Raw genomic sequence first — 21,319 nt, forward strand, 5'->3', positions numbered from 1 at the left:
GAACAGTATGATCCAGCTCACGAGGCCGGGCCTCATGGCCTCGGCTCCCCTGAATCCGGATCTCCTGTTGGAAGTGTTCATGCCACATATGAAAGCAACTTACTTGCCAGCCGGAGCCCCGACATGCACGGAACCGGACTGAACCCCGAACAGGCTGAAGCCGTCGGCTATCTCGGAGGGCACCTGCTCGTGCTCGCCGGCGCCGGCAGCGGCAAGACGCGCGTCCTGACGTGCAGGATCGCCCATCTCCTCGATGCCCGCGTGGTGGAGCCCAGGAGGATACTGGCCGTCACCTTCACCAACAAGGCCGCCGGGGAGATGACCGAGCGCGTGGCGAAGCTCTCCCCGTCGGACGCGCCGAAGGTCAGGATGGGCACCTTCCACTCGGTCTGCGCGTGGATCCTCAGGCGCGAGGCTTCGGCCGGGGGCTGGCCCGAGAACTTCTCCATCTACGACGCCGACGATCAGAAGTCGCTGCTGCGCAGCCTGCTGAAGGGATCCCCGGTGGAGGCCAGGGTGACCCCGGGGTCGGCCCAGTCGTGGATATCGAAGTGGAAGAACTCGATGACCCCGCCCGCGACGGCGGTCGAGGAGGCGGGGAACGACATGGAGCGCGAGATCGCGCTCATCTACTCCGCCTATGACGGGGCTCTCCGGAGGAACGGAGCGTTCGACTTCGACGACTTGTTGACGGTGGTCCTCGGATTCATCCGTCAAGATGCCGACGCGGGCAGGCGGTACTCGGGCATGTTCGGGCACATCCTCGTCGACGAGTACCAGGACACCAACCTGGTGCAGCGGGAGATACTGCGGAGCCTGGGCGGTCCAGGGAGCATGGTCTGCGCGGTGGGCGACGACGATCAGGCCATCTACGGGTGGAGGGGGGCGAGGGTCTCGAACATCCTCGACTTCCCCGACGACTTCCCCGGGACCAGGATCATCAGGCTGGAGAGGAACTACAGGTCCACCCCCGCCATCCTCAGGGCAGCCTCCTCGCTCGTCTCATACAACAGGGGGCGCCATGGCAAGGTCCTCTGGACCGAGCGCCCGGAAGGCGAGCGGGTCACGGTCGCGAGCCTGCGCAACCCCGAGGACGAGGCCGCCTGGATCCTGCGCGAGGTTTCCGACCTCGGCACGCGCGGCGTGAGGCCGGGCGACATCGCGGTGCTGTACCGGACGAACGCCCAGTCCAGGGCCTTCGAGAGCGCGGCACTGCTCTCGGGCATACCGTACCAGGTCGTCGGCTCCCTAAGGTTCTACGAGCGCGAGGAGATAAAGGACATCGTGGCGTGGCTCCGGGTGCTCGCCAACCCCGGCGACGCCGTGAGCCTGTCGAGGGTCATCAACAAGCCCGCCCGGGGGATAGGCGACAGGAGCAGAGACCTGTTCTTCACTCATCTCTCCTCCTCGGGCGGCCTTCCCCACGAACTGATGAAGCGGGCCGACAGGATCGCGGGGCTCCCCAGGGCCGCCGCGGCATCGCTCGCGAACCTCGGCTCTTTCCTCGCCGGCGCATCCTCCCTGGTGGCGGACGGAGCCCCGGCCTCCGAAGTGGTGGACGCCGTGGCCGCCGGGTCCGGAATGCTGGAGGCCCTCGATCCGTCGAGCGTCGAAGGCTCGTCCAGACTTGAGAACATCAACGAATTCAGGCGCTCCGCCGCCGAGTACGACACTCTCCATCCCGGGGCCGGGCTGCCAGGCTTCCTCACATCCATAAGCCTCATGACCACTTCCGATTCCTACGACAGCGGATCGGACAGGCTCTCCCTGATGACCCTGCACTGCGCCAAGGGGCTCGAGTTCGGCACCGTCTTCGTCGCCGGCGTCGAGGAGGGGCTCCTTCCCTTCATAAGGGCCGGGAGGTTCGGGCCGGACGATCTGGAGGAGGAGAGGCGGCTGCTGTACGTCGGCATGACCAGGGCCATGGAGAGGCTGTGCCTGACGTGGGCCCAGCACAGGGCCAGGCCCGGGGTGAGTGCGGGCGGACCCTCCAGGTTCCTCGGCGAACTCTCGCTCGAAGGTTCGCAGGATTCGGGGGCGGGCGGCGGACGCGACGGCACCGGGGCGCCCGCAGCCTTCGCGGAGGTGCAGGCGGCGCCCGCGATCGTCACCTACGCGAAGGGGAACGTGATCCACCACCCCAGATACGGCCTCGGCCTCGTGGTGAAGGCCGCCAGGCGCGGGGGGGAGTGGCAGCTCACGGTGGACTTCGGCATGGACGAACCCAAGGTGCTCCTCACGGGTTATGTTCCCATCACGATAGTAAGGGAGAAGGGCGGTTTCCCGGGTGGAGATTCCTGATCTTCCGAACCTCGCAGCCCGGATCAGGCTCGACGTGCTCGAGATGATCCACGCGGCGGGGTCCGGCCATCCCGGCGGGTCGCTCTCGGCCGTGGAGATACTCGTCCAGCTCTTCTTCCGCGAGATGAAGGCCGGGGCCGACCGCGACCGGTTCATCCTCTCGAAGGGCCATGCCGCGCCCGCGCTCTACGCCGTGATGGCCGCCCGGGGGATGCTGCCCCGGAGCGAGCTCTCCTCTCTCAGGCGCCTCGGCTCCAGGCTGCAGGGCCATCCCGACATGCACAGGCTCCCGGGGCTGGACTCCTCCACGGGGAGCCTCGGGCAGGGCTTCGCCGCGGCCGTGGGGCTCGCGCGCGGCCTGCGGCTCTCGGGCTCCTCCGCAAGGGTGTACTGCCTGCTCGGCGACGGCGAGCTGCAGGAGGGCGCCGTCTGGGAGGCCGCAGCGGGGGCGGCGCACGCCGGGCTCGGGAACATCGTCGCCATCGTCGACTGCAACGGAGTCCAGCTCGACGGCCCGGTCGACTCGATCAAGCGGCAGAAGCCCGCATCGGAGAGATGGCTGGCCTGGGGCTGGCATGCCCTCGACCTCGACGGCCACTCGTTCGAATCGCTCGAAGAAGCCTTCCGCGAGGCCAGGGCGGTCTCCATGCCCGTCGCGCTCTGCGCGAGGACGGTCAAGGGCAGGGGAGTGTCGTTCATGGAGGGGAGCTGCGCGTGGCACGGCAGGTGCCCTGACGCCTCCGAGCTCGAGAGGGCCCGGGGGGAGATCGGAGCGAACCCGTGAAGACGAAACCGACCAGGGAGGGCACGTATGTGAGATTCTCCGAGTCGGTGAAGATGACCGTGGGGATCGGAGCCGGATCTTGAAAACGAAACCGACCAGGGAGGGCTGGATCGAGGGCCTTCTCGAAGCCGCCGGCAGAAACGACAGGATCGTCCTCCTCGACGCCGACGTGTCGCGCTCCATAGGCGGCGAGAGGTTCGCCGACAGGTTCCCGGCGCGGCACTTCAACGTGGGCGTCAGCGAGCAGGAGATGATCTCCGAGGCGGCGGGCCTGGCCCTGGCCGGTTTCGTGCCCTTCGTGCAGAGCTACGCCGTGTTCTGCGCGGGCCGCGCCTGGGAGCAGATCCGCACGAGCGTATGCCACATGGGTCTCGGCGTGAAGATCGGGGGAGCCCATGCCGGCCTGAGCGCAGGCCCCGACGGGGCCACCCACCAGGCCCTGGAGGACGTGGCGGTCATGCGGGTCCTGCCCGGGATGACCGTCCTCGTCCCCGCGGACTCGAACCAGACCAGGGCTGCCGCCATCACGGCCGCTGAGACGGAGGGGCCCTTCTACGTGAGGTTCGGCAGGAACCCCGTTCCCGAGATCTATCCCGAGGGATGCAGGGTCGTGCCCGGCGGGGCCGACGTTCTCAGGGAGGGATCCGACGTGCTCCTGGCGGCGGCCGGGGCGATGGTCGGGGTCTGCCTCGACGCAGCCTCGATGCTCCAGGCTTCGGGGATCTCGGCCGCGGTCGTCAACGCCTACTCTATAAAGCCCCTTGCCTCGGATCTGCTGGTCGAGCTCGCCTCCCGCTGCGGGTGCGCCGTGGCCGCCATGGACCACCAGGAGGCGGGCGGGCTCTTCGGAGCGGTGTCCGAGCTCATGGCCCGGCGCTGCCCGGTGCCGGTCGAACCCGTGGGAGTGCCGGACAGCTTCGGCGAGAGCGGATCGCCGGAGGAGGTCTTCGCCCGCTTCGGCCTCACGGCGGAGGGAGTTGCCTCCGCGGCCGTCAGGGTGGTTTCGAGGGCGTCTCGTTGACTTTCACGGCGCCCGTGGATAGGTTGATGCGCATTTGCAGTCCGTGGACCCAGCCAGGAGGATTGAAATGGCAAGGATTCTCGTCTGTGACCCCATCTCCCCGGATGCCGTAGCCGAAATCAGGGCTGCGGGTCACGAAGTGGTGGAGAAGCCGGGCATGACGCCCGACGAGCTCGTCGCGACCATCCCGGGTTTCGACGCAATGGTCGTCCGCAGTGCGACGAAGGTGACCAGGCCCGTGCTCGAGAAGGCCGCCGGCACGCTCAAGCTCGTTGTCAGGGGCGGCGTGGGCATGGACAACATCGACGCCGAGGCAGCGAAGGAATTCGGGGTGAAGGTCATGAACACCCCCGGCGCCAGCTCCGTGGCCGTCGCAGAGCTCGCCATGGCCCAGATGCTCGCGTGCTGCAGGTCCATCTCCCGCGCCGACCGCACCTGCAAGGACGGGAAGTGGGAGAAGAAGGCCTTCAGCAAGGGCATCGAGCTGTGGCACTCCACCCTCGGCCTCGTCGGCTTCGGCAGGATAGCCCGCGAAGTGGCGAAGAGGGCGCTCGCATTCGAGATGAAGGTGATCTTCTACGATCCCTTCGTGAATGACGCAGGTGGAATGGACGCCAGGAAGGTCGACCTCGACACGCTCTGCCGCGAGGCCGACTTCATCAGCCTGCACATCCCCATGTCCCCCGAGACCAGGCACATCATCTCGAAGAAGCAGTTCGACATGATGAAGGAGGGTGTCGTGCTGGTGAACTGCGCCAGGGGCGGCACCGTGGACGAGGTCGCGCTCGGCGAGGCTCTCAGGTCCGGGAAGGTCTTCGCGGCCGGCACCGACGTTTTCGAGAAGGAGCCCCCCGAGGACCTCTCGCTCGTCTCCTGCGAGAACCTGATCGCCACCCCGCACATAGGCGCCGGCACGGCGGGCGCCACCGCGCGCGTGGGCGGCGAGGTCTCGAAGATATTGATCGAGTACTTCAAGTAGTCCGCAACAGTCCCACCGAAAGGCGTCTATGCTGAAACACCTCGAGCTGCTGCTCCTGGTGGCGGCGCTGCCCTTCGGTACCGCCATGGCCCAGACGGCCTCGCCCGGGGATCCCGGCGAGGCCGCCGCGGCGGTCACCGCTGACAGTCTTGCCGCCATCCCGACCGTGGAGCCTGAGGTCGCGGCCCCTCCGGAGGTCGGGCCCGCGACGGTGCTGACGATCCAGGACTTCCCCAACGACGCGGGCGATCACCTGATCCTCTCCTTCTGCGAATCGCCAAACCCGGAGTGCGTCCTGGGATACCTCGTCATGCGCAGGACGCCCGGCGCGCCCGACAGCCTCGGCGGGCAGTGGGCGGCCGTCGAGAACGTCCCCGCAGGAGATCCCACCGAGATAGTCGACGGCTACGACCCCGACTTCCTCGTGGTTCCGGGCACGCAGTACGAGTACCGCGTCGACGTCCTCACGATCGACGGAAGGCAGATCGAGGGGTCGGCGGTGGCGGCGGACTTCACGCCCCGCGGCGAGCTGTTCCACACCGGGAAGCTCAAGGTCCTTGCGGGCTGCATCGTCTTCATCGGGCTCATCTTCTACTACTTCAAGAAGGCGCAGATGGGCCACGAGCTGTACCTCAGGCCTATCCCAGGCATCGACGCCATCGACGAGGCGATAGGCCGCGCCACCGAGATGGGCAAGCCCATCCTCTACGTCCCCGGCCTCTCGTCGATCGAGGACGTCGCGACGATCGCGAGCCTGACGATCCTCAGCCGCGTGGCCAGGAAGGTGGCGGAGTACCAGACCCCCCTGAGGGTGCCCAACCGCGACCCGATCGTCTACACCGTGGCCGAGGAGACCGTGAAGCAGGCCTACATGGAGGCCGGCCGACCCGATTCCTACGAGAACAACTCGGTGTACTTCGTCACCGACAGCCAGTTCGCGTACGTCGCGGCCGTCAACGGCCAGATGATGCGCGAGAAGCCTGCCACCAACTTCTACCTCGGCATGTTCTGGGCCGAGTCGCTTCTCCTCGCGGAGACCGGTTCGCTCTCCGGGGCCATACAGATCGCGGGCACCGACGCGATCACCCAGCTCCCGTTCTTCATCACGACGTGCGACTACACGCTGATAGGCGAGGAGCTCTATGCCGCCAGCGCCTACCTCGGGCGCGAGCCCAAGCAGGTCGGAGCCGTGAAGGGCCAGGACGCCTGCAAGGGCATAGTCATGGCCTTCGTGACGATCGGGATAGTCCTTTCCATTGTCGACATCTTCACGGGCGGAGCCGCCGACCCGTCGAAGTCCCTGCTCCTGAAGCTCCAGGGGCTCGTCGACGTAACGAGCCTCGAGTAGGGCGGAGGGAGGTGCAGACATGAAGAGGAACGTCCCGCTGATGATCGCCCTCCTGGGCGGTCTCTTGATGATCATCCAGTACTTCATCCCCCACCAGGCGTCCCAGGACGTCTTCAACTACTACACCGAGTGGGCTCCGCTGGTGGGCGCCTTCGCCCTGATACTGGGTGTCGGCAGCATCACCAGGGTTCATGTCCACAAGATCAGGGCCAGGGCCCCCAACTGGCCCTACAGCTACGCAGTCCTCCTGCCCCTCTACCTGATGCCGGTCTTCGGTCTCATGCTCCCCGTCATTATGGGTGGCGGAACCGACGGCCCGGGATTCTTCGACTTCATGTACTCCAGGGTGCAGATCCCCATACAGGCCACGATGTTCAGCATGCTGGCCTTCTACATCGCGAGCGCGGCGTTCCGCGCCTTCAGGGCCAAGAGCGCCCTCGCCACGGTTCTGCTGGTGACTGCAATCGTAGTCATGCTGGCGCAGGTGCCGATAGGCGACCTGCTGGGCCGCTGGCTGCCCGACACCGGCCTGTGGATCCTGAGGTTCCCCAACCTCGCCGCCAAGAGGGCCATCGAGCTGGGCGTGGGATTCGGCATGCTCGCCACCTGCCTCAAGATCATCTTCGGCGTCGAGCGCGGCTGGCTCGGCGGGGCGGGAGAGTAGGTGAGCGGCATGACTAACAGATGGGAAAAGATGCTCAACATAGACAGGAGATGGCTCTATCTCCTGATCGCGATCGTTGTGATAGTGCCGTTCTTCATCAGGATGGGCCTGCCGGTCGTGCCCACCCAGGAGGTCCGCAGCGTCTACGACCTGGTGGACAGCCTTGGGCCGGACGACGCCATCTTCATCGGCTGGGACTTCGACCCGGGCACCGAGGCCGAGAACATGCCCATGGGCGTGGCCGTCCTGAGGCACGCCTTCGCGAGGCATGTCCCGGTGTTCATCACCGCAGTCTCGCCTCTGGGACAGGGTCTTGCCGAGCAGGGAGTGGCGAGCGTCTTCGACACCCGCGTCCCCGGCAACTTCGTCTACGTCCCGTGGGCGGAGTGGGAGTCCGTGAGGGAAGCCGGATACGTCGGGCGTGACAGCCTCGAGTCGGCCTGGGAGGCCGCAGGCAACCCGCTCCCCGAGGGGGCGAGGGGCTGGGTGTTCGAGGGCGTCGACTACGCCCACCTGGGCTACCTGCCGTACTTCTCGCTTGTCATCCTCGGCATGGGGACCTCGATAGCCAACCAGTACCCGACCGACGCCTATGGCAACAACCTCCACGACATGCCCATGCTGCAGGCCCACAAGAATCTGCGTGAGGTGGACCTTGCGGTCACGCTCGCCGGGTCCTCCGCCTGCATGTGGTGGATTCTCTATGGCACGTCCCGCGTCGGGCTGCCGGTGGCGTTCGGCGTGACGGCCGTCATGGCGACCGACTACTTCCCGTACATCCAGTCCGGCCAGGTCGTGGGCATGATGGGCGGGCTGCGCGGAGCCGCCGAGTACGAGGTGCTGGAGACCGAGGGAGGCTACACCGAAACCACGGGCAAGGCCTACCGTGGCATGGACGTGCAGTCCCTGGCGCACATCCTGATCATCCTGCTCGTCATCCTCGGCAACATCGCGTACTTCGCGGGCGGCTTCCACAAGAAGACCGCCCTCAAGAGCAGGAGGTAGCGGAGATGTACGAGACCATCGGGCTCTGGGTCGCGGCCATCTTCACGCTGGCCGTGTTCTCGTTTCTCTACAAGGAGAACCCCCTGTACAGGCTGGCCGAGCACCTCGTCGTCGGTACCTCACTGGGCTACTCCATAGTGCTGACATACCAGCGGGTACTCGTCCCCAGGCTCATAGATCCCGTCTCGCACGGCGAGAACCTGATAATGATCGTCCCGGCCATTCTGGGATTGCTCTACATCACCAGGTTCTTCCCGAAGGTCGCCTGGCTGTCGCGCTACCCCATCGCGTTCCTGCTCGGAACGGGCATGGGCGTGGCCTTCCCCTACGACATGCAGACCTACATCCTCAGGCAGATCCAGGCCACCATGATCCCCCTGTACACGCCGGGCGCTCCGTGGTACGACACTCTCGGCGCGATCGTGATCGTGTTCGGGACCCTGGCCGGGATCATCTACTTCTTCTTCTCGAAGCCCCACAAAGGCCTGTTCTTCGGCTTCGGGTCGAAGGTGGGGATCTGGCTGATCATGATCGGGTTCGGGGCGACGTTCGGTTTCACGGTGATGGGCCGCATCAGCCTCCTGATCGGCCGCGTGCAGTTCCTGCTGGGTGACTGGCTGGGGCTCTTGAACTGAAACAACGGGCCCGCCCCAGGGCGGAGGCTGATGAACAGGGCACTCCAGATGGTCCTCGCGGAGCTCCCCGTCACCGACGGGCTCACCTGCACCGAGGACCTCCGCTTCTTCTACGAGGGCAACCCCATCGCCGAGTGCGAGGCGGTGGGCGACACGCTCATACTCGACATACACTGCCACGAGCTGGACGTGCCGATCCTCATCGACGAGTTCGAGTTCTGCCGCCCCGCGAGGGCCAGGGGCCCGGAGTGGGTGCGGATCGTCCTCATGATCTCACCGGGGCGCGAGGAACTGTCAGCCGTGAAGGAAGCCTTCATGTCGGCCATCGACAGGGTGGCGCCCGGTTTCGACGCTCCTCTCGACAATCCATTCACGAAGGGGGCCAAGGACATGGACAAGTACGTATGCGTCGTGTGCGGCTGGGTCTATAACCCCGAGCTGGGCGACCCCGACGGCGGCATCCCCGCCGGAACGGCGTACGCCGACCTCCCGGACGACTGGGTCTGCCCGGTCTGCGGCGCTCCGAAGACCGAGTTCGAGAAGGAGTAGCCATGAAGAAGACAGTGGTGCTCATCATGGTTTCGAGCCGCAAGGAGTCCGCCGCGAAGGTCCAGCAGATCCTCACGGGCTGGGGCTGCATGATCAAGACGCGCCTCGGCATCCACGAGGGAGTGCTGGACAACTGCACGGAGACTGGGCTCATCATCCTCGAGATCGTGGGCGAGGAGGAGAAGAAGGCCGAGATGGAGCGCAAGCTGAACGTCATCCCCGGCGTCGTCGCCAGGAGGGTGGACCTCGAGCTTGCCTGACCCGTTCCCGGCCGGTTCCCTCTCTCTTTCCGACTCGCTCGAAGGGCTCTACGGACGCTACAACACAAGGGCGTTCGTAGAGCCCGATCCGCTCCAGTTCCTGTACCTGTACGACGATCCCGCCGACCGCGAGCTGGCAGCCCTCGCAGCGTCATCCCTCGCCTACGGGCGCGTCGAGCAGATCATCCGGAACGTGTCGAGGCTGCTGGACGCGATGGGGCCTTCGCCATCGGCCTTCCTCGGGAGCTGCCGGACCCCCGGCGACGCCTCGGGGGCCTGCTCCTTCAGGCACAGGTTCACCCCCGGCGAGGAGATGTCGGCGGTCCTGTTCGCGGCCTCGAGGATACAGGGGCATGCCGGTTCGCTGCAGGAGACCTTCCGCGGTGCCGCCGGCGCGCATGAGGCCGGCACGTTGCTCGTGGAGGCCATTCTTCGGGAGGCGGGGCTCGGGAGGTCGAGCATGCTGCCTCATCCCGGGCTCGGGAGCGCGTGCAAGAGGCTCAACCTGATGTTCCGCTGGATGGTGAGGTGCGACGACGTCGATCCGGGGGGCTGGGATGCCCTCGGGCCGTCTCAGCTGCTGGTGCCCCTCGACGTGCACATGCACAGGGCGGGCCTGCTGCTGGGCATGACGGAAAGGCGTCAGGCCGACGCGGCCACCGTTGCCGAGATAACAGAAGGCTTCCGGCGCATCAGGCCGGACGATCCCGCCAGGTACGACTTCGCGCTCACGCGCTTCGGGATCAGGCGCGAGCTCTCGCGGGAGGACCTTCTCAGGGAGCTCGCCCTGCCGCAGCCCGCCGCCCGCTGACATACCGGTGCCGCAGCACCCTTCCGGCCCATTGTCCATCCCGTTGTCTTCATGCGGGTTCTCGTTCAGGCCCGGCCTGAATTGCCGGAACAGTCCTCACCTGGTGTGCCGCATCTGACGGGATCTGCGGGTAGACACGTCGATCATCGCAGGACCCGAAGATGCGTTCCATCACTCTCGACAGTGCGAGGATTGACACGTCGATCATCGCAGGACCGAAGATGTGTTCCATCACTCTCGACAGTGCGAGGATTGACCGCATCGGCCCGTGTTTTGTAGATTGGCAGCCTTGCCCCGGTGCCGAGGTAGCTCAGTTGGTAGAGCAACGGACTGAAAATCCGTGCGTCGGCGGTCCGATTCCGCCCCTCGGCACCACCCCCCAGTCCGGTGTCAGAGGAAAAAATGTAAAGTAATCAGAATCAGTGCCTGTAAGCATTGATTTCTTGCAGCAGCTACGTTGAGAGACTTTTCGTATCAGCAATAATGTCAACAATATATGGGCAGTGAACCATTTTATAGGTAGGATGCATGTCCGGTAATCAGGCAGGAACCCTGATTACTTTACATTTTTTCCTCTGACACGGACCGGGAAGGGGGAGGGGGGGAGGAGGCGGCCGATGACGGAAGCGCGCGTGTCGCCGCATTCCCTGAGACGCTCGACGGCGTCCTCCGCCTGACCCGGGGCAACCGCCGCCAGCAGGCCGCCCGAGGTCTGCGAGTCCATCAGCACCGCGAGCATGCGCGGATCGACGTCCAGGGGCATCTCCACGTTCGCCCTGTCGTAGTCCCAGTTCCTGCCCGAGCCACCGGGGAGATACCTGTCGGCGAGCTCCATCGCGCCGTCCAGCACCGGGACGAGATCCGGATCGACTTCGATCGTGACGCCCGAGGTCTTCGCCATCGCGACGGAGTGCCCGAGCAGGCCGAACCCCGTCACGTCGGTGAGCGCGCTGACGTCGAAGGCCGCCAGCGCCTCCGAGGCGTACCGGTTGAGCCTCTCCATGAACGACACGGCCTCGTCGAGGGCGGAATCCTCCACATGCCCCTCCTTCAGGGCCGTGCAGAGAATCCCGGTTCCCAGGGGCTTCGAGAGGATCAGGGCGTCGCCGGCCCGCGCCCGCGAGTTGCGTATCGCCCTCGCCGGGTGGATCACGCCGGTGACGCTCATGCCGAACATCACTTCCTTCTGGTCGACGCTGTGGCCACCCACGAGCGCAACGCCCGCCTCGACCATCTTCTCGGCCGCGCCCGACAGCAGCTCCCGCACGACCCCGGGGGGCAGCTTCGACGCGGGGAAACCGAGGATGTTCATGGCCGTCAGCGGCCGGCCGCCCATCGCCCAGATGTCCGACAGGCAGTTGGCGGCTACTATCCTGCCGCTCGCCCTGGCGGAATTGACCGCGGGAGAGAAGAAATCGACGGTCTGGACGAGCGCGGTGTCGTCGGAGATCCTGAAGATCCCGGCGTCGTCCATCGTCTCCATCCCCACGATCAGGTCAGGAGTCTCGAATTTCGGTATCCCCGACAGCAGCCCGGACAGCCTGTCCGGGGGCAGCTTGCCGGCTCAACCCGCACAGGGCGAGAAGTCGAGCAGCCTCACCGAATCGGCCACGGCCCGGACATTCCTGTCGGCGAGGCTCGGCACTCCGAGCTTCCGGCAGGCGGTGGGCTCGCCCGTCCCGGAATGCGCCGCCATGCAGGAGGCACAGTCGCCGTGATTGGAGCAGCTCGCCGTGCACGGGCATCCGTCTACGCTCTTCTCCGCCATCGATCCATCACCTCCCTCCGTGCAGTGCAGTGTCGGCACGTCCTCCGGAAGATCACCGGGAGGACATGGAAGTGCGATTATCGGGGATCGGTCCCCGCGGCGCCATCTCCCCGCGCGTCCGGCAGGGGCGTCTCCCTCGTGCCTGCGCAAGGATCGCCCGACAGGACCTTGCTCATGACATGGATGTCCTGCCTGACCCGCCAGCCCAGCCTCTCGTAGAAGGCGACGGCGGGGTTGTCGCGGTAGATGAAGAGGTGGACCTTCTCTATCCCTTCATCGAGGAGGGCGCGCTCGACCCTCTCCATCAGGAGCCTGCCCCCGCCCGTTCCCTGGAGACGTGACGAGACGGCGAGATGGTAGACGTATCCCCGCCGGGTGTCGTGGCCCGCCATGACCGAGCCCGCGACCCCGGTGCCGTCGAGGAGCACGAAGCAGAGCGGCCCGTTGGCGCCGAGGAACCTCTCGAAACCCGCGCGCGAATCCGCCGCGGTCATGGCATTGCCCGGGAAGCCCGACCAGAGGGCCGCCAGGGCGTCGTAATCGCCTGCCTCCATGAGCCTTGTATCCATGTCAGGAGCCTCCGGGCCGCCCGACGCGGTCCCTCGTGCCGGCCTCGGCGTAGACGGCGGCAGCTGCGAGGAGCACCGAGGAGGCGACGTACATGTCGGGGTGTACCGAGGCGGTCCCCATCCCGAGGATCCGCGGGAGGTGCCCCGGCGAGGCGAGCAGGGCCGTGAAGGCCCCCGGGGCCGGGATCACCGAGAGCGCCGCCAGCATGACCAGGATCGATGACGGGAGGCTGGCGGAACGGCGGCCCAGCCCCGTCGAGATGCACGACACCTGGAGCGAGGCGAGGGGGGGCATCGCCCAGGCCTGCCAGGGCAGGGGGCCCCCCGGCAGAAGCGCCAGGGCGGCATATCCCGCGAGCGAACCGAGGGCGACCCCCAGAACCGTCTCCGAGAGGGCCAGGCCGCTGCGGCCGAAGGGTGTCCTCTCCAGGAGCCTCGCGAGGTCGGCCCTGCCCTTCGACGACCGCCAGCCCAGGCAGCAGAAGGCCGCCACCGAGGCCGGCAGGGCGCCGAGTGCCGACCCGGTGAAGCCGGACGTGGCGGAACCGTGGATGCCCATCAGGACAGGGAATGCAACCAGCGCGAACCACGAGCCTGCCGATGCGGACGCTCTGCGGAGCATCTCGCGCCAGACGAACACGGGGGGGATCACTCGCCGGGATCCTCGTCGAAGAGCGTGCGAACCCTGCCGGGATCGGTCATGTCTATCAGGTCCGAGACGCTCGGAGGTCTTATCTCCAGGCCCGAGACCGTCCTGGCGTTGGCCCTCGCGAGCGTCAGGAGCCAGGTGACGGCAGAGAGCGGAGTCCTGTGGCGGAGCCTGTAGCCGGTCTCCGTGCCCTGCAGGACCTCCATCCCGGGCATCTCCTCGATCAGGCGCCTGGGGAGCGCCGGGCAGAACTCGACCCTTATCTCGCTCGCGCCGGAGGCCGCCTCGACGAGCTCGGTCCTGACAAGGGTCCTCACAAGGTCGGTCGACGTGCAGAGCGCCACCCTGTCGGTACAGGGGGGCAGCTCGGCCAGCCCCCTTCCCGTCACCACGATCGCCTTGCCGGCGTCCTTCATCGCGTCGAGATGCGTGTAGAAGGCCTCCGGAACACGCGGTTCGATTATCAGGACCGACGGATTGTGCATGAGCGCCAGGGCAAAGGCGGTGGCGAAAGCCGCATCGGGGGGGAGATCCTCCAGCCTGCTGCCGGAGAGGGATGCCAGGCCGCACCAGTCCATCATCTCGCGCACTGCACCCGAAGCCCTGCCGGGCCCGATACCGCCCGCGGAGGCCGCGAGCCCGAGGAGGCCCCCCGGCGTCATGCCCGCCGGGCCGACCGGAGGGGAACCGACGAAACCCACGATCTTCCGGGCGGCCTTGTCGGTCACCGGGATGCTGCGCCTGCCGGCCGTTATCCTGCCGCACCAGGGCTTCTCGAGGCCCGCGAGCATGCCCGCGAGCCTCGAAGGAAAGGCCCTTTCGTCGGCTATCAGGGCGAGGACGGATCCTCCCATCACGGCGATCGAGCTGTCCGAGACGGACTCCCGGAGCGGCAGGAGATCGCCGGCTTCGAGGAGTATGCCGGGCCCGGTGGAGGTCACCTGCGCATGCTCTCCTGGAGGGACCTGTCCGCCTTCTCCAGGGCCCTGACCACCGCAAGGCCGTTCCTGCCGTCGGAAACGGGCCTCGCTCCGGAGGCGATGCACCCGAGGAACTCCTCGATCTCGGCCGCCAGGGGTTCCGTCGTCCCTACCTTGGGCGAGACTATGTCGCCGGAGCGGTAGGTGAGCTGGTACTCGCCGAAGGAGGATGGCTCGATGATGTCGACCCGCTTGTCGTAGATCTTGATCTTCTCGTCGGGCTCGGTGTCGTCGTAGACGAGCATCTTCCGGCTCCCGACCACGACCGTCCTGCGCAGCTTGGAGGGGGAGAGCCAGGATACCTGGACGTTGGCTATCACGTTGCTCGGGAAGTGGAGGTTTATGAATGCGACGTCGGGTATGCCCGAGAGCACGTACTCGTTGCCGTATGCCTCGATCCTGTCGGGCTCCTCGCCGAGCCAGAAGAAGAGCATCGAGAAGTCGTGCGGCGCGAGGTCCCAGATGACCGAGACGTCCTTCTGGTGCAGCCCGAGGTTCACCCGCGTGGCGGTGATGAAGTAGATGTCGCCGAGCTCGCCCGACTGCACTATCTCCCTGGTCTTCAGGACGGGCGGCGAGAAGAGGAACGTGTGCCCGACCATGGTGACCAGGCCGCGCTCCTCGCCCAGCTCCACCAGGTGCCTCGCCTCGGCCTCGCTCGATGCGAACGGCTTCTCGACGAATACGTGCCTCCCGGATTCCAGGACGCGCCTGGCCAGCGGATAGTGCGACATGACGTCGGTGGCGATCACCACGCCGTCGATGGAGGGATCCGCGATGACCCCGTCGAAGCTCGCACATGTCTGCGCCCCGGGGAACCTCTCGGCGTGCATGGCCAGCCTGGCGGGATCGGAGTCGCAGAGGACGAGCCCGGTGCACTTCCGGTTCGTGAAGAGGTTCCTCGCGAGATTGGGGCCCCAGTATCCGAGGCCAATGACGGCAATCTTCGACATCGCGCCTCCATGTTGTTTCGGGTAGCTTACACTAGCCAAAGGGCGCGCTCCGGTAAAGAACCGGGCCATTATGGCGCGCAGGGCGCACTCTGCCGCCCGGGCCGGCGGGCCCGGCCTTCTTCGGCGACGGCAAGAGGCAGTGCCGCAGCATGATGCGATGATGGAACGCCGCCGCGCCGCTGGCCTCCATGTTGCTTTGTCGTAAGCGTACAGGACCTGGAGGTAAGGCGACATGAAACTCGACAAGTACACGATAAAGGCGAGGGAGGCCGTACAGGATGCAGCGGGGCTCGCCTCGGGGAATTCCGAGGTGACGTGCCTCCACCTGGCGTCCGCGCTCCTGGCCGATCCCGACGGCACAGTCGGCGCCGTCCTGACGAGGATGGGCGCCGATCCGCGGGCGGTCCGCACAGCGGTGGACGAGGCGCTCTCGAGGCTTCCCCGGATCGGGGGAGGCAGCGGCCCCGCGCTCTCGAGACCGCTGGACGGAGCATTGAAATCGGCCGAGCGCGCCGCGGCCCGGCTGAAGGACGAGTACACGGCCCTGGAGCACCTGTTCATGGGTCTTCTCGATTCCGGAGACGAGCAGTTCTCTTCCATCATGAGGTCGCAAGGCATCACGACGGACGACTTCCTGAGGGCCCTCGCGGAGGTCAGGGGCTCGAGCAGGGCCGGCACCGAGAACGCCGAGGACCATTACGAGGCCCTGGAGAAGTACACGAGGGACCTGACGCGCCTGGCCGGGCAACAGAAGCTCGATCCGGTCATAGGCCGCGACGAGGAGATCAGGCGGGTGATGCAGGTGCTCGGCAGGAGGCGCAAGAACAACCCCGTCCTCCTGGGCGAGCCTGGCGTCGGCAAGACCGCCGTCGTAGAGGGCCTGGCAAGCCGGATAGCATCCGGCGACACCCCGGAGAACCTCAGGGACAGGCGGGTGCTGGCCCTGGACATGGGCGCCCTCGTGGCCGGCACAAAGTACCGGGGCGAGTTCGAGGAGAGGCTCAAGTCCGTGCTCGCAGAGATCACCTCCTCCGACGGCAGGATCATCCTGTTCATCGACGAGCTGCACACCCTGGTGGGCGCGGGTGCGGCCGAGGGGGCCGTGGACGCCGCCAACATGCTCAAGCCGGCGCTGGCCAGGGGCGAGCTTCACTGCATCGGCGCCACGACGCTGGACGAGTACAGGAAGCACATCGAGAAGGACGCCGCACTCGAGCGAAGGTTCCAGCCCGTCATGGTCGAGCCCCCCTCGGTACCCGACACGGTGAGCATCCTCAGGGGACTGCGGGAGAGATACGAGGTGCACCACGGCATCAGGATCCAGGATGCGGCACTCATAGCCGCGGCAACCCTGTCGGACCGCTACATCACGGGCCGGTTCCTGCCGGACAAGGCCATCGACCTCGTCGACGAGGCCGCGAGCAGGCTGAGGATCGAGATAGACAGCATGCCGGTGGAGGTGGACGAGACCCGCAGGCGCATGACCCAGCTCGAGATCGAGAAGGCAGGCCTGGAGAGGGAGCGCGACGACGCTTCCAGGGCCAGGCTCTCGGGGATAGGCAGCGAGCTCGCCTCGCTCGGCGAGAGGCTGACCGCCCTGGAATCCCGCTGGAGGAGCGAGAAGGACCTGATCGAACAGCTCAGGGACTCCGCGCGGGAGACCGAGGAGCTGAGGACGGCGGAGGCCCTCGCCCAGCGCGAGGGCGACCTCGGCAGGGTGGCGGAGATACGGTACGGGAAGCTGAGGGAGATCGAGGAGAGGACTTCCGCGCTCAGGGCGCGCCTGGCGGCCGTACAGCAGTCGGGCGCGATGCTGACCGAGGAGATCACGCCCGAGCGGATAGCCGAAGTGGTCGCGAGCTGGACGGGGATCCCCGTGTCACGGATGCTCGAGAGCGAGAAGGACAGGCTCCTGCGCATGGAGGAGGCCCTCGGCGAGAGGGTGGTGGGGCAGGACGAGGCCGTGTCCGCGGTGTCGGAGGCCGTGCGCAGGGCCAGGGCCGGGGTGCAGGACCCCGACAGGCCGCTGGGCAGCTTCGTCTTCATGGGCCCGACCGGGGTCGGCAAGACCGAGCTCGCGCGGGCTCTCTCGATGTTCCTGTTCGACTCCGAGGCGGCGATGATCCGGCTGGACATGAGCGAGTTCATGGAGAAGCACTCAGTCTCCAGGATGATCGGGGCGCCTCCGGGATACGTCGGATACGAGGAGGGAGGGTACCTGACGGAGGCCGTCAGGCGCAGGCCCTACTCGGTGGTGCTGCTGGACGAGATCGAGAAGGCTCATCCCGATGTCTTCAACGTTCTGCTGCAGATCCTCGACGACGGGAGGCTCACCGACGGGCAGGGCAGGACCGTCGATTTCAGGAACTGCCTCCTGGTGATGACGAGCAACCTCGGGAGCGACTGGATCGCCGCCTCGGCCGGCACGATGCCCCCGTCGGAGATGGCCAGGCGGGCCAGGCAGAACCTCGAGGCGCACTTCAGACCCGAGTTCCTGAACAGGATAGACGAGGTGATAGTCTTCAGGCCCCTTTCCGAGGAGGACCTGGGCAGGATCGTAGGGATCCAGCTCGGGAGGCTCAACAGGCTTCTCCAGGGCGCGGGCGTGGAGGTCCATGCGGACGTCCAGGCCCTTCACCTGCTGGCGGAGAGGGGATTCGATCCCGTGTACGGGGCCAGGCCCCTGAAGCGCGTGATCCAGAGGTCCGTCCAGAACGTGCTGGCGAGGATGCTCCTGGAGGGTACCGTGCACGCGGGGCAGGTGGTGGACATCACCGAAGAGGACGGCGACCTCGCCTTCCATCCCCGCGACGCGGAAGGGGAGTGAACGGCGGGAGCGGCGCGGCGCAGTGTTAACTCGGGATGCCGGCATGCAAGCATATGGGGTCCAATGTCCAACGTGCGCGGCATTTCGAGTTAACGTCATCCAGTAAACACCCCGCAGCCCGGGCCGGGCGTGCGGCATGCCGCACTGGTGGACCGGCCGGGCAAGCCGCTATAATGAAAACGGAACGGGCCGGAACTCTCCACGGGAGGCAGGCATGGCCGAGGATATCCATCCCGGAGGAGGACAGCGGGAGCCCGACCGGCTCCAGGGCTGGATGGCTCTCCTGCTGGGCGCGCTGCTCTGCGCGGTGTTCGTCACCACCACCGACAGCATCCATCATCCCCTCATCCTGGCCGGCGCAGTGGTCTTCCTCCTGTTCCCCTGGATGCACGACCGCAGGGTTTCCCGCACAGTCCAGACCATGCTGGGCCTGGTGGCCGTGTGGTTCCTCTTCACGATCCGTGACATCCTCACGCCGCTGCTCGTGGCGGCCGGCCTCGCCTATGTGTGCTCTCCGCTCTTCCTCTGGCTCCGCGGCGAGAGGGGCCGCTTCAGGCCCTTCAGGCTCAACGCGACAGTGGCCAGCCTCGTGGTCACCGTCCTGCTGTTCGGCTTCCTGGGGGTCGTAGGGGCCCAGACCGGCACCCTCGTGGTGAGCCAGGCCACCGAGCTGTCGCGGATCATCGAGGAGTCGGTGGACAGGGTACAGGACCTGTTCCCCGATACGTGGAGCGAGTCGCCCCTCCTGAGCAGCCTGTCCGACGGGATAGTCCAGATGGTCGGCGAATTCGGCGCATGGTTGCCGGGCCTCGCGGGCGAGGTGGCCGGCGGCATGGGCTACGCCCTCAAGGGCATGCTGGGCCTGCTGATGGTGCTGGTGTTCTTCTTCTACGTGCTGCGCGACTCGGGCGAGCTGATGCGCGGAGTCGTCAAGCGGTACCTGCCCGATTCGATGCATTCCTTCGTCGACAGCAGGATGCATAGGGTGCTGAGGATACTGGGCAACTTCGTCGAGGGGTTCTTCCTCACCAGCTCGGTCGTCTTCATCCTAACACTGGCCCTCCTCCTGGTGGCGGAGGTGAGGATGGCGTTCCTCCTCGCCCTCTTCGCGGCCCTCCTCAACATCATCCCCGTCATAGGCTTCTGGGTCAGCACGGCCCTGATACTCGTCATCGCCCTGGCATCGGGGATGTCCACGGGCGACGTGCTCGTGATAGGGGCCGGCCTGGCGATCATCAATGTCTTCGAGGGAAACTTCCTGCAGCCCAAGATAATAGGCCGCAAGGTGGGGCTCCATCCCGTGGTGGCCATCCTGAGCGTGGCCATCTTCGGCGCGATACTCGGGTTCTTCGGGTATCTGCTGGGCATTCCCCTGGCGGCCGTCATCACCAGCGAATGGGAGGACTACCTCGCGAGGAGGAGGGCGGAGGCCGTCCTGAAATCCTAGCCTCTCCGGTCAGGGGTTCCCGTATCTCTCCTCGAGCCATGGGTCGCCCCTGGGATGATACCCGCGGCTCTCCCAGTATCCCGGCAGGTCATCCGGCATGAATTCGAGACCCGTCACCCATTTCGCCGCCTTGTAGGCGTAGAGCTGCGGTACGATGAGCCTGACCGGGAATCCGTGCTCGGGCGCGAGCGCCTCCCCGTCGAGCTCGAAGGCCAGCATGACGCCATCCCTGCCGAACTCCTCGAGAGGTACGTTGGTGGTGTAGCCGTCCGCGCAGTGCACCATGACAGAAACGGCCCCCGGCAGAGGACGGGCCAGTTCGAGGATCGCCCTGGAGGGGATCCCCGTCCACACGTCGCCCCGCCTCGACCATCCCGTGACGCAGTGGAGGTCGAGGGTGTCCGTGACGGCACCGAGCGCGAGGAATCCGTTCCAGTCGAGCACGGTGTCGACTTCCGCGAGGCCCAGTATCTCCAGCCTCCAGTCCTCGCGCGACAACGAGACGTCTCCTGCGAAGGAATAGACCGGGAATCGTTCCGTCCAGACCTGGCCGGGGGGGAGGGCCGGAAGGCCCACCCCCCTCCCCGCCGCAGGAGGAGCCCGGGAACATCATCGACAGCGCGGAGAGGACGACACCGGCCGTCCTCACTCGGATGCGGGCTGCCCGGAAGCGGCTCCGTCCTCCGCCTCGCGGACGGGGTCGCCGTCCGCGACCCTGAGCTGGCCCTCGACGATGACCCTGTCGCCCGGGTTCAGACCCTCGACTATCTCCACCAGGCCGTCATTCATGATGCCGGTCACCACCGGGACCATGCGGGCGACCCCGTCGACCTCGAGGGCTACTTCGTAGCCGTCCGCGAGACGCCTCAGCGCGACGTCCGGGAGGACCATGGCGTTCTCCGACGTCCTGACGGATATGGCCACCCTGCCGCCCATGCCCGGGTACAGGCGCCCGTCGGGATTGCCGAAGGCGACCTCCACCGGGACCAGCCCGGAAACCGGATCGACAGAACGCGCGGCGGCCGTCACGATGCCGGGGAAGCTCTCTTCTCCGTAGGCGATGACGCTGACACGCGCGGTCTGGCCGGGTTCGAGCATCGCGAGGAACCTCTCCGGCACGAGCACCTCGGCTCTCAGGTTCTCGGCGTTCGATATCGACACCGCCGGCCCGCCGCCGGCCATGTTGCCCTCCCGGACCCAGATCCTGCCTATCCTGCCGTCGAACGGAGCCACTATGAGGGAATTGTCCGCCGCGCTGTAGGCCTGGCTCGCACCCGCCACGGCCTGCTGCCTCGCGGCCTCGGCGGAGGCGTACATTGTCTCGGCCGTCTCCAGCTCCTGGACGCTCACCGCCCCGGCCTCGTAGAGCGAGCGCATCCTCTCGAGGGCCCTGGCGGCATTCTGCTCGGCCGACCTGGCGGCAGCCACTCCGGCGCTGGCCGCCGAGGACCCGGCCAGGAACTGCGCGTCGGAGGAGAGCCTCACGAGGGGCGTTCCCGCCGTGACGCTGTCGCCTTCGCTGACCAGCACCTCCTCGACGCGGCCCCCGGCCCCGGGGTACACCAGGGCCTCGTCGAGGCCCTCGAGCCTCGTGGAGGCCACCACCTCCTCGGAGATGGGGGATGGTGCCATCGTGACAACCCGCACCACCACGGCCTCTCCCGGCCCCGTGCCTTCTCCCGGGCCGCAGGCCGCCGTCGACAGCACCGCTGCAGCGATAATGACTCCGGTATGCTTCATGGTTTCTCCCGACGAGTGTATGCCGACTC

General features: G+C 66.7%; 21 protein-coding genes and 1 tRNA gene. 14 read left to right on the forward strand and 8 right to left on the reverse strand.

What is annotated here, in order from left to right; all coding sequences use genetic code 11:
- The first annotated feature begins 123 nt into the window (after positions 1–123).
- From QUS11_11975 to QUS11_12030, 12 genes are all read left to right on the forward strand, one after another.
- Positions 124–2,301: a UvrD-helicase domain-containing protein gene (locus QUS11_11975; protein ID MDM7994013.1), complete on the forward strand. Its 2,178-nt coding sequence runs from the start codon at positions 124–126 to the stop codon at positions 2,299–2,301.
- On the forward strand, positions 2,288–3,085 hold the full coding sequence (locus QUS11_11980; GenBank protein ID MDM7994014.1) for a transketolase: 798 nt from the start codon (positions 2,288–2,290) through the stop codon (positions 3,083–3,085). Before QUS11_11975 ends, QUS11_11980 begins: the two co-directional genes overlap by 14 nt.
- 79 nt (positions 3,086–3,164) lie before the next feature.
- A complete protein-coding gene (locus tag QUS11_11985; GenBank protein MDM7994015.1) occupies positions 3,165–4,106 on the forward strand; it encodes a transketolase C-terminal domain-containing protein in 942 nt (313 codons plus the stop codon).
- A gap of 67 nt (positions 4,107–4,173) precedes the next feature.
- Complete coding sequence (locus QUS11_11990; protein ID MDM7994016.1) at positions 4,174–5,085, forward strand: D-2-hydroxyacid dehydrogenase; 912 nt, start codon at positions 4,174–4,176, stop codon at positions 5,083–5,085.
- Positions 5,086–5,113: 28 nt separating this feature from the next.
- On the forward strand, positions 5,114–6,433 hold the full coding sequence (locus tag QUS11_11995) for a hypothetical protein (GenBank protein ID MDM7994017.1): 1,320 nt from the start codon (positions 5,114–5,116) through the stop codon (positions 6,431–6,433).
- Between the two features lie 19 nt (positions 6,434–6,452).
- Positions 6,453–7,097, forward strand: coding sequence for a hypothetical protein (locus QUS11_12000; GenBank protein ID MDM7994018.1), 645 nt, complete (start codon positions 6,453–6,455; stop codon positions 7,095–7,097).
- 9 nt (positions 7,098–7,106) lie between these two features.
- Entirely contained in the window at positions 7,107–8,102 is a 996-nt protein-coding gene (locus QUS11_12005) for a hypothetical protein (protein MDM7994019.1), read from the forward strand.
- Between the two features lie 5 nt (positions 8,103–8,107).
- Positions 8,108–8,737 (forward strand): hypothetical protein, encoded by a 630-nt coding sequence (locus QUS11_12010; protein ID MDM7994020.1) that lies wholly within the window; start codon positions 8,108–8,110, stop codon positions 8,735–8,737.
- Positions 8,738–9,127: 390 nt separating this feature from the next.
- Entirely contained in the window at positions 9,128–9,286 is a 159-nt protein-coding gene (locus tag QUS11_12015) for a rubredoxin (GenBank protein ID MDM7994021.1), read from the forward strand.
- 2 nt (positions 9,287–9,288) lie between these two features.
- Positions 9,289–9,546 (forward strand): hypothetical protein, encoded by a 258-nt coding sequence (locus QUS11_12020; protein ID MDM7994022.1) that lies wholly within the window; start codon positions 9,289–9,291, stop codon positions 9,544–9,546.
- On the forward strand, positions 9,539–10,357 hold the full coding sequence (locus QUS11_12025) for a TIGR02757 family protein (protein ID MDM7994023.1): 819 nt from the start codon (positions 9,539–9,541) through the stop codon (positions 10,355–10,357). Before QUS11_12020 ends, QUS11_12025 begins: the two co-directional genes overlap by 8 nt.
- A 299-nt stretch (positions 10,358–10,656) precedes the next feature.
- Positions 10,657–10,732, forward strand: a tRNA-Phe gene (locus QUS11_12030).
- A 181-nt stretch (positions 10,733–10,913) separates the two neighbouring features.
- On the opposite strand, the gene selD is transcribed toward QUS11_12030, so the two are convergent.
- The 6 genes from selD to QUS11_12060 all read right to left on the reverse strand — a co-directional run bounded on the left by selD (position 10,914) and on the right by QUS11_12060 (position 15,276).
- Positions 10,914–11,912: a selenide, water dikinase SelD gene (gene selD / locus QUS11_12035; GenBank protein MDM7994024.1), complete on the reverse strand. Its 999-nt coding sequence runs from the start codon at positions 11,910–11,912 to the stop codon at positions 10,914–10,916.
- A gap of 9 nt (positions 11,913–11,921) precedes the next feature.
- Positions 11,922–12,125, reverse strand: a complete 204-nt coding sequence (locus tag QUS11_12040) for a hypothetical protein (GenBank protein MDM7994025.1) — start codon at positions 12,123–12,125, stop codon at positions 11,922–11,924.
- A 77-nt stretch (positions 12,126–12,202) separates the two neighbouring features.
- A complete protein-coding gene (locus QUS11_12045) occupies positions 12,203–12,694 on the reverse strand; it encodes a GNAT family N-acetyltransferase (protein MDM7994026.1) in 492 nt (163 codons plus the stop codon).
- Between the two features lies 1 nt (position 12,695).
- On the reverse strand, positions 12,696–13,346 hold the full coding sequence (locus QUS11_12050; protein MDM7994027.1) for a hypothetical protein: 651 nt from the start codon (positions 13,344–13,346) through the stop codon (positions 12,696–12,698).
- A complete protein-coding gene (locus QUS11_12055) occupies positions 13,343–14,284 on the reverse strand; it encodes a hypothetical protein (protein ID MDM7994028.1) in 942 nt (313 codons plus the stop codon). Before QUS11_12055 ends, QUS11_12050 begins: the two co-directional genes overlap by 4 nt.
- Positions 14,281–15,276, reverse strand: a complete 996-nt coding sequence (locus QUS11_12060; GenBank protein MDM7994029.1) for a Gfo/Idh/MocA family oxidoreductase — start codon at positions 15,274–15,276, stop codon at positions 14,281–14,283. Before QUS11_12060 ends, QUS11_12055 begins: the two co-directional genes overlap by 4 nt.
- 232 nt (positions 15,277–15,508) lie before the next feature.
- On the opposite strand from QUS11_12060, the gene clpB reads away from it, so the two are divergent.
- Together clpB and QUS11_12070 are read left to right on the forward strand one after the other, a co-directional pair.
- Positions 15,509–18,103 carry an ATP-dependent chaperone ClpB gene (gene clpB, locus QUS11_12065; GenBank protein MDM7994030.1) on the forward strand — a complete coding sequence of 865 codons (2,595 nt, stop codon included), beginning with the start codon at positions 15,509–15,511 and terminating at the stop codon, positions 18,101–18,103.
- A 214-nt stretch (positions 18,104–18,317) separates the two neighbouring features.
- On the forward strand, positions 18,318–19,550 hold the full coding sequence (locus QUS11_12070; GenBank protein ID MDM7994031.1) for an AI-2E family transporter: 1,233 nt from the start codon (positions 18,318–18,320) through the stop codon (positions 19,548–19,550).
- Positions 19,551–19,559: 9 nt separating this feature from the next.
- On the opposite strand, the gene QUS11_12075 is transcribed toward QUS11_12070, so the two are convergent.
- Both QUS11_12075 and QUS11_12080 read right to left on the reverse strand, forming a co-directional pair.
- Positions 19,560–20,126 carry a molybdopterin-dependent oxidoreductase gene (locus QUS11_12075; GenBank protein ID MDM7994032.1) on the reverse strand — a complete coding sequence of 189 codons (567 nt, stop codon included), beginning with the start codon at positions 20,124–20,126 and terminating at the stop codon, positions 19,560–19,562.
- 69 nt (positions 20,127–20,195) lie between these two features.
- Positions 20,196–21,290 (reverse strand): efflux RND transporter periplasmic adaptor subunit, encoded by a 1,095-nt coding sequence (locus QUS11_12080; GenBank protein MDM7994033.1) that lies wholly within the window; start codon positions 21,288–21,290, stop codon positions 20,196–20,198.
- Positions 21,291–21,319 lie beyond the last annotated feature (29 nt).

The sequence above is a fragment of the Candidatus Fermentibacter sp. genome (genome assembly GCA_030373045.1).
Lineage (GTDB): Bacteria > Fermentibacterota > Fermentibacteria > Fermentibacterales > Fermentibacteraceae > Fermentibacter.